Here is a 12815-nt window from a genome sequence, read left to right as displayed (position 1 = left end):
AAGAACATGACAGGAACCATTAAAGTAAGTACAAGTAAATTAAGAAGCACTGCAACATCATTTAGCAATACTGCAAATCAGATCAAAACCTTAACATCCAATATGACCTCTACGGTAGAAGGGTTAAGTGGAGCTGTCTGGAGTGGAGATGCAGCAAATGCATATAAGAGAAAATTCAAACAGTTGGATGACGATATTGCAAAATTAGTAAAGATGATCAATGAACATGCAACAGATTTGAATGAAATGGCAAGAGAATATGAAGCGGCAGAAAACCAAAATATTAATGCCAGCAATTCATTATCCGGAGATGTTATCGTTTAATAAAAAGTAATTGAGAAAGAACACAGATCAAAGAGTACGGGAATATTCCTGTACTCTTCTTGTGCATTAGAAAAAGACTGGAGAGTTGGAATGAAAAGACGAGGAATAAAAGGTATCGTTACCGCAGTGGTTATGGTATTTTGCATTGGTATGTTTGGACTTTTTTCTGTGGAAGCCAAAGAAGATAAAATCGACAGGGCCAAGAATGGAATTGTGGAAATCTATGCTGGATTTACAAAGGATAGTGGAAAATTTTATAAGATTCAACATTCCTGTGGCTTTGTGCTCAGCAATCAGGATGGACAGGCATACGTAGTGACGAACTATACACCGATGCAGATCAGTGATTCGGATATTCAGAACTATTGCAAGGATCATAATATTTCCTACAACAATGGAAGCACAACAAAATCCATTCAGATTGTTATTAAAAGAGATGTAAAAGCAGAGGCGGTCGTAAAGGCAGAAAGTAAGCAGCAAAATTATTGCATTCTTCAGGTGGATGGAGGATTGAGCGAAAAAGACCCATTGACGCTGGGAGCCAAGGAAAGTGTTGTAACCGGAGATAAAGTATATTCACTGGGATTTAAAATCGATGCAGATGAGGAGGATGATGCGACGGAATTTTCTGCTTCGGATGTAAAGATCTATGAAGGAAGTGTACAGGATACAGGAGCCCATAAGGATGGACTTTTCTACATCCAGCATTCCGCAAGAGTCACCTCTGGAAATACTGGAGGTCCAATCTTAAATGAAAATGGATATGTGGTCGGTATTAACGATAGTACACTTGCCAATGAAGATCGGGAAATGTACTATGCGCTTCCAATTGATGAGGTCAGAGAGGTTCTGGACAATTATGAAATCAATTATGAAAGTAAGGACCGGATTCTGACCATCAATAGCTATCGAAAGCTTTTAAAGGAATGTGAAGCAGCGGTCAACAGCAGAGAGTATAAGACAAAATCCAGACAGCAATTATCAGAAGTGCTGCAGCGGGCATATACCATTGATAATTCCAGAGATGTGGATATGGGAGCCATGGAGACATCTGCAGTTCAATTAAACGAGGCGAAAGCAAAGCTGGAGAAAAAGATGACCTTGAGCAGAAAAATCGTATGGGTGCTTGCAGTGACTCTGGCAGCTTTGGCAGGATGGCTGGTATATCTTTTGTTCTGGAAACGAAAAAATATAGAGTATTTTAGCGCAGAGGTTTCGCAAGAGCAGGTAGTCACAGAGAATGAAGAAGACAGAAAAGAGATGTGGAAGGAACTAAAAGAGGATATGGGAATTGAAAAGACAATGATCGTATCAGAGGGGACGGTAGTTCTTGGAAGTTCTCCAGAGGAATATAAAATGCGGCTAAAACGAGAATTGATGACACAGTTTAAAAGAAGAAATACAAAGGCTGCTCTGGTCAATGTGAAAAATGGAACAAGGCAGTCCATCGATCAGCCGGAATGGACGATGGGAAAAGAAGATAAGAATCATTGTGTGATATCCGAGAACCGTGCAGTTAGCCGTAAACATGCAAAAATTTTATGGAAGAAGGAAACGTATTATATTATGGATCTGGGATCCGTCAATGGAACATTTGTAAATGGTGTGGAAGTGGAAGGAGAGAACCAGATTCAGCTTCATCATGGAGATAAAATTGTTCTGGCAAATGAAGTTTTTGAATTCAGGGAGGAAGCATAAAAATGAGTAGAACCATCAATGGAGAGCAGATTCCAGAAGGAACCGTTATGATAAGAAAAACGGATCAGGATTATCTGGAAATGAGGAAGAAGGAGCTTCATATGGAGCAGTTCAAAAACAGAAAGAAGATTGGATATCTGCGAAGGAAGGAAACGGGAGAAGAAGTATGCATTGACCGACCAGAATGGCGTATAGGGAAAAAAGAAGAAATCAATGACTATGTCATCAAAGAAAATCGTGCGGTCAGCCGTGAACATGCATGTATCTATTGGGAGAGAGAACAGTATTATGTTATGGATCTGGGCTCTGTTAATGGAACATATATTAATGATGTAGAAATTGAAATAGATCAAAAGGTGGAGCTTCACAATGGGGACAGGATTGTATTTGCCAATGAAAGATTTCAGTTTTTGCTCAAAGTGAAAAAAGAAATACCAGAAAAAGAACCGGAAAAAAAAGAAATCAAGGCTCATTATTGCCAGTACTGTGGCAAAGAGATCCATGTAGGTGTCGGGGATAAATTCTGTCCAGAATGTGGAAAACCAATTGGAACAACGAGTAAGACTGTGGAGAGAAAGCCAAAGAAAGCAGTAGATGTCAGCGGACAGAGGAAAAAAACGGAATATCCAATGAAATGGTATTATTTTATTATCTATGTGCAGCTGATTCTTGGAGTAGTCGCTTTGGTAGCAACGGGAGCACTTTATATCAGTGGACAATATCTTGAAATGTATCATGATGCGCTATTTAAAGCATGGGTCTATGCAAAAGTGCCTGGATTGCGATATATGGATATCATCATTGGTGTGGTAAATCTTGCTTTCATTCCAGTGTATCTGATCACAAGGCAGAAACTGATGAAATTTAAAAAGGACGCCCCAAAATGGTATATGGGTATTTTGATTGGAAATTTGGTAAGCTATGTCCTTACCAATGTGAGCACAGCCATGTATGCAGAAATGGATTATGTTCGCTGTGGAATCGGCATTGCTACTATAATTGCATTGATTGCAGCCAATTATGTATATTTTAATAAAAGAAAAGCATTGTTTCATAATTAGAGAGCAGATGAGGTGTGGATATGAAATATCATGGATATCTAATCAGTCATGGAGGACACATACGACGTAACAATGAGGATAATGCATATTTAAATGGACATTATCGAAAAGATGACAGGGTATTCTTCTGGGAGTATGATGCAGAATTAACGAATAATCTGATTGCAGCAGTTTTTGATGGCATGGGAGGAGAAGAGCACGGTGAAGTTGCTTCCAGGCTGGCGGCAGAGACGATGGCCCAAATGCTACAGGAGAGGGATTCTGGAACAATTATGGAAGCATTTCTGACATCTGCCAATGGAAAAATTCTTCAGTTTGCCGGAAAACGAAATGTGGGAACTACGTATGCTGCATTGGTTGTGGAGAATGATCAGGTTTTTTTTCAAAATGTGGGAGACAGCAGAGGGTATCTCTATCGAAATGGACGGTTGAAGCAAATGACCAAAGACCATAATATGGTGCAGGAGCTGCTGGAATGTGGAGTATTAAGCAAAGAGCAGGCGGCACGCCATCCAGACAGACATGCGGTCTATCAGTTCCTGGGAATGCAGGAAGAAGAGGGGGAGGAAGTACTTCCAGAACCATATCAATCAGAAATCGTATCTGCCAAAGCAGGAGATCAATATCTCCTTTGCACCGACGGTCTGACGGAGATGGCAGAGTTAGCGGAGATAGAAAAAGTTCTTAGTTTGAATATAGAGGAAAAGCAGAAAGTGGATCGTCTATTAAATCTTGCTCTGGATCATGGGGGAAAGGATAATGTGACATTACAGCTGTTCCTTGTTGAGGAATAATATTACGTAATAGGAGAAAATTCTGCAATATATGGCTTGCGTCAGGGATTATTGCTATTTATAATGAAATGTATAGTAAAGGAATATAGGGAGAGAGAAGATGCAACAGGAATTAGATCAGGTATGGAAAGGATGGAAGATCGACCATCTCATGGGGGAAGGCGCCTTTGGGAAAGTTTATAAGATTGTCAAAGAAGAATTTGGACATACCTACCAGGCTGCTATGAAGGTCATGTCTATTCCACAGAATCTGGCAGAGATTGAAGAAGTGAGAAATGACGGAATGGACGATCATGAAGCCGCAGAATATTTTTATGGAGTGGTCGGAGACATTGTGGAGGAATTTACATTGATGTCCAAATTAAAAGGGCATTCCAACATTGTCAGCTATGAGGATCATGCAGTAGTGCCACATGAGGATAAGATCGGATGGAATATTTATATTCGAATGGAGCTTTTGACACCATTGTATGCCTATGCAAAGGAACATGAAATGACCAACCACGATATCATCCGACTGGGAATGGATATTTGTGCAGCATTGGAAACATGCCAGAAATATCATATTATTCATCGGGACATTAAACCAGAAAATATGTTTATTTCTGATTTTGGAAGGTATAAGCTGGGAGACTTTGGAATTGCTCGTCAGATTGAAAAGACGACTGCAGGATTATCCAAAAAAGGAACTTATACATATATGGCTCCAGAGGTTTATCTGGGGAAGGATTATGATGCCACAGTGGATATCTATTCACTGGGAATTGTACTGTATCGATTCTTAAATGGCAACCGTGCCCCATTTCTTCCACTGTATCCACAGAAAATAAGGCCATCGGATAAGCGAATGGCCAATGTTAAGCGAATGAATGGAATGCCATTTCCAAAGCCATGCAATGCTTCAGAGCGATTATCAGAAATTATTTTAAAAGCCTGCGCCTATGATCCTAAGGATCGTTATCAGGATCCGGCAGATATGAGGCAGGAGCTGGAAGAATGTCTGGCAGAAGAATGTCGATACTTGTATACAAAGGAGGAAGGACCAGCGATAGAAGCCTTATCCTATGCAGTATCCTCCAAAGGAGAATCCAAACAGGAAGAGACAAAACAGGAAGAGTTGGATTATGAGCTTACCGATCCGCTATTTGGCAATCTGAAGACGGATATTCCTTCTCAGCCGGAAGTGGAGGAACAACCGGAACCAGAAGAAACCAAAATGGTCGAGGAGACCTCCGTTGCCAAATCAGAACCAGAGGAACAACCGGAACCAGAGGAAGCGACAGAGATCTTAACTCAGACAGAAGAAATGGAAGAAACCGAGAGTGAGCAGGAAGAGTATAGGGAAGATGAAAAAGATTCTGGAAAAAAGAAGAAAATTCTGATACTTGTATTGATCATACTGGCACTTGTGGCTGGATGTGTGATGTTTTTCCAGAGTAGAAAGAGGGAGACACCAAATCTTAAAAACCTGTCGGTAGAAGAAGCAAGACAGGTATTAGCTGGTAAGGAATATGGGCTGGTTTTGAAAGAGATGAGGGAAGAATACTCTGATCAGGTAAAACGAGGATATATCATTTCTCAGAATCCTATTCCAGGAAGTACAGTGACAAAAGGAGATGCCATTCAGGTTGTAGTAAGCGCCGGTGAATTAAAGGAAATTCCTTCCATTGAAAAGAAATCTCTGGAAAAAGCAAAGGAGTTATTGGAAAAAGAAGGTTTTGTACTAAAGATCAGTGACAGACAATACTCTGATACCGTGAAAAAGGGATGGATCATTTCCCAGAAGCCAGATGCTTCCAATAAGGCTGGAGAGGGAAGTACCATTGAGGTTGTAGTAAGTAAAGGAATTGAACAGGTGACGGTGCCTGATGTAGAAGGTAATAAAAAGAGCACAGCTATCAAGAAGATCAAAAAAGCAAAACTTCGGTATGAAATTCATTATGATTATAGTAGCTCTGTTTCAGAAGGACGAGTGATCAGCCAAAGCGTGGCTGCAGGGAAAAAGACGGATAAGAATAAGATTATTCGTCTGGTAGTTAGTCTTGGTAAAGAACCAGAGCCGGAACCAACGCCAAGTTATAATAATAGCAGCTCTTCTGGAAGCAGCTCAGGTGGTAGTAGTTCTTCTGGGAGAAGTTCTTCCGGAGGTAGCTCTGGAGGTGGTGGAAGCTCAGGTGGAGGTTCCTCCAGCGATGGAGGCGGAAGCTGGTGGAGTGATTAAAACAACCAAAGTTTTCATGAATGAGACCGGCACTCTAACTAAGATTTAGTTAGAGTGCCGGTCTCTGTTGCATTCCGATATTATTTATATGTCAAACTGTAAGCAGAACTGGATTTTGTACTGTTTTTACTAACCTTGATATAATAAGTGCCTTTTGGTACATTAGAAGCGGAAATCGTCTTGGTAGCAGCTACGTTCCGTTTGCCGCTTACCTTAGCAGAAATCTGCTTCTTTCCGGATTTGCTGTAGATGGTAATATTAATGGAGCTTCCATAAGCACTGTAGCCAGTATAGTTGATCGTAAGCTTGCTTTTCTTCTTCAATGTGAACTTATACCAGTGACTGCTCGTTGAAGTGGAGGCACCTAGAGTACTTTTTTTCGTGGATCCTTTGCTAATGGTCTTGGCAGAGGATTTTTTGGTTCCAGGACTGTAGCTGTAGGAAGAAGTCTTGCAATAAATACCATAGAACGGCGTAGGAGATTCTACCTTTACGTAATAGGTTCTGTCACCTAAAACCCCAAAATAAGCCTTCTGATCATTTAAGGTGATTGTAGGGGAAACGGCTTTTTTGGAGCTGTTTAGCAAAGTTACCTTTACATTTTGCGGATTGCTGAAAAAGCAGTCCTTCGCCCAGATGGTCAGTCGTCCTTTACTGCTGATCTTTTTCTTCCAGTAGGTTGGCTTTACAGTGGTAACGTTTTTTCCGCATGCGATGGAATAGTTGCCATCGGAATAGCTGGAAAGAAGGTCACGATTTGTCTGATATGGAATCATACAGCCTACAAAAGCATAAACATCATCCGGCGTAGAGTTGGAGATATCCGTAAATTTTAACGTATAAGAATGATTCTTTTCCATGGCCAAAGACCACGTAGAACCATAATCCGGATAAAGGTCTTCCAAATTTGATGTTTCGGAGAGCGTATTGTCGATGATGGTCATTCGACAGGTGCCCACATTATTTTCTGAAGATGCCACGAGCAAATATAAAGTTCCAGTGACGACACTTGTAAAATCGATCGAATGGACCTGTCCCTTGGAGGATACGGTAAATCCAATAATATTTTTATCAGCATTTAAGCTGCTTTGAAGCTGCTTGTATGTTTTTACAGTATCAAAACTTGCCCCCTCAGAAATGATCCATTCGCGTTTTGTGGAATGCTGTTTCTTGGATTTTAATTGATCCATGTAGTTATTTAAGGTTGTTTTCTGGTTGGATGAGATGGGAGCAGTTTTCTGGGAATTATCTTCTGGCTGCTTTGCCTGTGTTACAATACAACCGGATAATAACATAGCAATACAGAAGATGCTCAAGCATCTGCGTAAGATTGTTTTTATGTTTTTCATATTGAGAACCCCTCGCTTTCTTTTTTGATGGATATATTATAACATAATAACAAAATGAAAGTCCATGGGTAGATGGTTTGAATTAAGAGGTCATTGTCAGTATCAGTAAGCTAATTATGACAGTTAAATGGTCAATTATGACAGTTTGGATTTTTATAAGGGATAAAGATGATATGTTTATACAGGGAGTATAATAAAGAATAAAGATTCGCTTTCATATGTGTCAATAAGGGAGTTTATGGCACATATTGGAGCGAATTTTGTTTATTTACGAAAAAGAAAAGTAAGGTAGTAAGTCAGAGTTGACTTAATGATAGGAATTGACGGATAGCAAGTGGTAATGATAAAATTTTAGTAAGTTAGAAAAGACAGGATAACCAGGGGAGAAATGTAATAATATGCACCAAATACAAAAAGATTTGAATCGAATATGGGCCGGATGGAAGATTACCCATTTCATAGGAGAAGGCTCGTTTGGAAAGGTCTATAAGATGATACGAAAGGATAGATTTGGACATTCCTATGAAGCTGCATTGAAGGTGATCGACATACCGCAGAGTCAGGCAGAATTAAGATCCATTCGATATGATGGTATAGAGGAGAAAAGCATAGGAGAATACTTTTATGCAATCGCAAAGGATATTGCAGAAGAATTTGCATTAATGTCTAAGCTAAAAGGGAATTCTAATATTGTAAGCTATGAAGATCATGCGATTGTTCCTCAGGAAAAAAAGATGGCATGGAAGATTTATATACGCATGGAGCTTTTAACTCCATTATTTGAGTATATCGAAGAAGAGAAGTTTACGATTACGAAGGTGCTTCAATTAGGAATTGATCTATGTAAAGCATTGGAGATATGCCAGCAATATAACATTATTCATCGGGACATTAAACCAGAGAATATATTCGTTTCCAATCTGGGACAATTTAAATTAGGCGACTTTGGGGTAGCAAGGCAGATGGAAAAGACCATGTCCATGCTTTCGAAAAAAGGAACCTATACTTATATGGCACCAGAGGTATACAAAGGACAAAGCTATAGTTTTACTTCTGATATCTATTCTCTTGGGATTGTATTATATCGATTCTTAAATTGGAATCGTACCCCATTTCTACCTCCTTATCCAGAGAAAATCCATTATTATGAAAAAGAACAAGCGCTTGCAGTGCGTATAAAAGGAGAAAACATTCCAGTTCCGTACCATGCAGCAGGGCGGTTGGGAAACATTATATTAAAGGCGTGTGCCTATGATCCGGCTGATCGATATCAAAGTGCCAGAGAAATGAGAGAAGCTCTGGAGCAGATATTGGGAGAAGAATCACAGGATTTTCTTAACACAGATGTACGTCCATATGATGAGATGAAAAAGGAGATGGATGCTCGGCAGCAAAAAGAATCCCAAGAAAAAACGGAGAAAAAGGAAGAGAATACAGTATATTTGTTTCAGGAAAAAACAGAGAAGACCAGTACCAATGTACAGAATGACAGGGAAAGAAAGAAGATTTCAGAGGAGCCCCTCCATTTTGTTAAGAATAAAAAGAGATTGTGGATGCTTGTGTTTTTTCTTGTTATGGTGGTGGGCGGTGTTGCCATATACCAGGCAGGATTTAAAACAAAGGTTCCGTCTTTTGTGAACCTGACTTCTGATCAGGCAAAGGAGAAGGCGGAGAATGATTCTCTTGTATTGAAAGAGGAGAGAAAATTCTCCAATAGTGTGAAACGAGGGAAGGTGATCTCGCAGGATATCTTAGCCGGTAACAGAGTCAAACGTGGAACCGTGATTCACCTGGTAATCAGCAAAGGGAAAAAGATTATCGTTCCATCCATTATTGGAAAAAAGCAGGAAGATGCCCGGATATTGTTAAAAGAAAAAGGACTGACGATGCAGGTGTCTTCCCAGAGCTATTCTGACACAGTAAAAAAGGGAAAAATTCTTTCCCAAAGTGTGAAAAAAGGGAAAACAGTAGAAGAGGACACAAAGATTATGGTGGTTGTCAGCAAGGGAATCGAACCGGTAACAGTTCCCAATGTCATTGGGAATGCAAAAGATACTGCCATCGTAAAGATAAAAAATGCAAAGCTTCGCTATGAAACTTCTCATGATTATAGTAATGAAGCAGAGGTAGGAACTGTGATCCGTCAAAGTGCAGAAGGCGGAAGTAAAATTGATAAAAACAGTGTGATTCGCTTGGTCATCAGCTTGGGTAAAAGGCCAGTGTCCAGTCCAAGCAGTTCTAATAATAATACGGGAGACAGTGGCAGTAGCAAAAATTCCAGAAGTACAGAACAACAGGGAAGTTCCAAAAGCAATTCCGATGATAATATGGAAGAGTGGAACTGGGTGAATTAGAATCAGAGCGAGTCGTAAAAAGATTAAGGGAGAGAAGAAAAAATGAAGAGAAAAGTAAGAAGGGGAATCATCAGTATGGTATTTTTGCTCACTGGCATTTTATTATGGGCAACGGATACAAAAGCGGAAACCATCAAGGGAGAACTAGGTGAGGAGATTTACTGTTCCTATGATACAGAGACGAAGGTTTTACAGATTACCGGTACAGGACAAATGAACGATTACCTTGATATATCTGTTCCATGGGAGCAGTATAAGGAAGAGGTAAAGGAGATTCAGATTCAAGAGGGAATCACAAACATTGGAGATAGTATATTTACAGAAATGTTCAACGTGGAGAAAGTGGATATACCAGATAGTGTTACAGAAATCGGGAAAAGAGCATTTTGGAATTGCCAAAGCTTAAAAACCATTGATCTGCCGGATCAATTACAAAGTATTGGAGACAGTGCATTTGTAAATTGCAGTACATTAACGAGGGTAACACTTCCTGAGCATGCTACGGAACTCGGTAAAGAGGTTTTTTATAGTTGTGATAATCTGGAAGATATTACTTTCCCATCTCAGATCACAGAAATTCCATCAGAATTTCTAAAAAGTTGTGATAATCTGAAGAAGATTGATATTCCCAAGCACGTAACAAAGATTGGAGCATATTCCTTTGCCGGATGTTCTTCTTTGCAAGAAATCAAAATTCCGGATACGGTGACGGAAATCGGTGGGGAAGAAGGAGGGACATTTTCCAGCTGCGGTAGTCTGACAGAAATGGAAATACCAGAGAAAGTTACGGTGATTCCTCAACATACATTTTCAGCATGTCATAAACTGTCAAAAGTCGTATTGCCAGATGGAGTGGAGAAAATAGGTGATTTTGCTTTTCAGCGTTGTGAGGAATTGAAGGACTTTGTACTACCTGCCAATGTAAAGACGATTGGAATGGGGATTTTTGCATACTGTGTGAATATGACAGAAGTCGTTCTTTCCGATGAGAATTCCAATTTTCAGACGCTGAATGGGGTTCTATATAATAAGGCAGGTTCGTCCATCGTTGTATATCCACCCGGGAAGATGGACACTTCTTATGAAATCTTGAGCAGTGTTACTGATATTGGAGCAGGAGCTTTTTATACCTGTGGTAATCTAGTAAATGTTATGATTCCCCAAAAGGTGAAGACGATTGGAACGATGGCTTTTTACGAATGTGATGCCCTAATCGAGATTGATATCCCCGATCAGGTAGAGGAGATCGGGCAGAATGCTTTTGATGAGAATAGCAGTATGCTGAAAATCTCTGTTTCAGAGGGAAACATAAATTATGCATCTTATAAGGGGGTTTTGTATAATAAGGATCGGACAGAATTATTATTTTGTCCAGATGGATATAATGGAACGGTGACCGTCCATGAGAATGCAAAGAAGATTGAAGATCAGGCATTTGCTTCTTGCCAGAATATAACAGAAGTGATCTTACCAGAAGAATTGACTACAATCGGAGATGGGGCATTTAAAGTATGTAGAAAACTAGTAACCATCAACATACCGAGCAGTGTAAAAACGATTGGAGAGGAAGCATTTTGTCTTTGTACCAATCTGCCGGAAATACGGATACCGGGAAGCGTTAAGGAAATTGGATATGGGACATTTTCACAATGTGAAAGTTTAATAGACGTAACATTGGAAAAGGGAGTCACTACTATAGAAGATTTTGTATTTTCATATTGTGACAGTCTTCAATCCATTATTTTTCCAGAAGGAATGAATCACATTGGCGTGCATGCATTTTATGATTGTAATCATTTATCGAAAGCATATTTTGAGGGGGATGCGCCGGAAGAAGTCATGGATTATGCATTTTATAATTGTGCAGATGACTTTGCCATCTATTATCGCAAGGAAAAGAAAGGGTGGACGAGTCCGACATGGCTGGGATATCCGACTAAGATTTGGGAAGTAGAGGAGGAAGAATTTCCACTGCAGGGAGAATGTGGAGAAGATGTGTACTGGTCTCTTGATAAGGAAACGGGAGTATTGACAATTAGTGGAAATGGATATTGGAAAGCAAGAACGCCAGGGGATCATTCTTGGAGGCATTATTATGATGCGATTAAAAAGGTTGTAGTAAAAGAGGGAATTGAGGAGATCCCAGATTATGCATTGGATGGGTGTGTGAATTTAACAGAGGTGGTTCTTCCCAATGGTTTGAAACGAATTGATTATCAGGCATTTGCAGCGTTGAAGCTTGAAAGTATTACCATTCCTAAATCAGTGGAATATATTGGAGAACGTGCATTTTGTGGAGATGCACATTTGACTTCCGTTTATTTTCCTGGAAAGATATCAGAAGAGATTGAGGAGGATGCATTTGGCGAGGTGACAGCTACGGTGTATTATTCGAAAGAGGATAATACAGCGACAGAAGCTTTGCGACAAAATTATGGAGGAAATCTGACATGGAAACCATATACCATAAGAAAGAAACAGACCATCAAGGCTTCTTCTTATACAAAAACCTATGGAAGCAAAGCATTTTCTCTGGGGGCGAAGACCAGCGGAGATGGGAAATTAACCTATACAAGTGGGAATAAAAAGATTGCAACCGTATCGTCCAAAGGAAATGTTACCATAAAGGGATATGGAAGCGTGACGATTACCATAAAGGCAGCTCAGACAGAACATTATCTAGCGGCATCCAAGAAGATTACGATTAAGGTGATTCCGAAAAAGGCATCCATAAAATCAGTCACTTCTCCAGGAAAAAAGAAAATAAAGATTACATGGAGTAAAAATAGTACAGTTACCGGATATCAGATCTATCTTTCCACGAGGAAGGACTTTAAGAAGAATGTGGTAAGCCGGTCTTATGGAAAGAGCACAGGAACAAAGACGTTATCCGGATGGAAAAGTAAAACAACCTATTATATTAAAATACGATCCTATAAAACAGTAGGAAAGACCAAATACTATGGGGCATGGAGCAGCATAAAGTCAGTAAAAGTGAAATAAGGAAAAAGAGA

8 protein-coding genes are annotated in these 12815 nt (G+C 39.8%); 7 read left to right on the top strand and 1 reads right to left on the bottom strand.

Features of this window, described 5'->3' with window-relative positions; all coding sequences use genetic code 11:
* Positions 1–6: 6 nt before the first annotated feature.
* From BHF69_RS08840 to BHF69_RS08820, 5 genes are all read left to right on the top strand, one after another.
* Positions 7–324 (top strand): WXG100 family type VII secretion target, encoded by a 318-nt coding sequence (locus BHF69_RS08840; protein ID WP_075670742.1) that lies wholly within the window; start codon positions 7–9, stop codon positions 322–324.
* Between the two features lie 90 nt (positions 325–414).
* Complete coding sequence (locus BHF69_RS08835; protein ID WP_075670740.1) at positions 415–2022, top strand: FHA domain-containing protein; 1608 nt, start codon at positions 415–417, stop codon at positions 2020–2022.
* 2 nt (positions 2023–2024) lie between these two features.
* Positions 2025–3083, top strand: a complete 1059-nt coding sequence (locus BHF69_RS08830) for an FHA domain-containing protein (RefSeq protein WP_075670738.1) — start codon at positions 2025–2027, stop codon at positions 3081–3083.
* Positions 3084–3103: 20 nt separating this feature from the next.
* Positions 3104–3877, top strand: a complete 774-nt coding sequence (locus BHF69_RS08825; RefSeq protein ID WP_075670736.1) for a PP2C family protein-serine/threonine phosphatase — start codon at positions 3104–3106, stop codon at positions 3875–3877.
* Between the two features lie 100 nt (positions 3878–3977).
* Positions 3978–6098, top strand: a complete 2121-nt coding sequence (locus BHF69_RS08820; protein WP_075670734.1) for a PASTA domain-containing protein — start codon at positions 3978–3980, stop codon at positions 6096–6098.
* An 80-nt stretch (positions 6099–6178) separates the two neighbouring features.
* Here the strand turns inward: BHF69_RS08820 and BHF69_RS08815 are convergent, their stop codons facing one another.
* The gene (locus BHF69_RS08815) at positions 6179–7447 is read right to left on the bottom strand and encodes a pre-peptidase C-terminal domain-containing protein (RefSeq protein ID WP_075670732.1); all 1269 of its coding nucleotides are present in this window, start codon (positions 7445–7447) and stop codon (positions 6179–6181) included.
* A 398-nt stretch (positions 7448–7845) separates the two neighbouring features.
* Between BHF69_RS08815 and BHF69_RS08810 the strand changes: the two genes are divergently transcribed.
* Positions 7846–9801, top strand: coding sequence for a protein kinase domain-containing protein (locus tag BHF69_RS08810; protein WP_075670730.1), 1956 nt, complete (start codon positions 7846–7848; stop codon positions 9799–9801).
* A gap of 42 nt (positions 9802–9843) precedes the next feature.
* Positions 9844–12804 carry a leucine-rich repeat protein gene (locus BHF69_RS08805; protein ID WP_075670728.1) on the top strand — a complete coding sequence of 987 codons (2961 nt, stop codon included), beginning with the start codon at positions 9844–9846 and terminating at the stop codon, positions 12802–12804.
* Positions 12805–12815 lie beyond the last annotated feature (11 nt).

Source organism: Anaerostipes sp. 992a, assembly GCF_001940245.1.
In the GTDB taxonomy this organism is placed as follows: Bacteria; Bacillota; Clostridia; order Lachnospirales; family Lachnospiraceae; genus Fimousia.
Note: the sequence above shows the minus strand (reverse complement) of the source record. Positions and strands in the feature narration are given on the sequence as shown.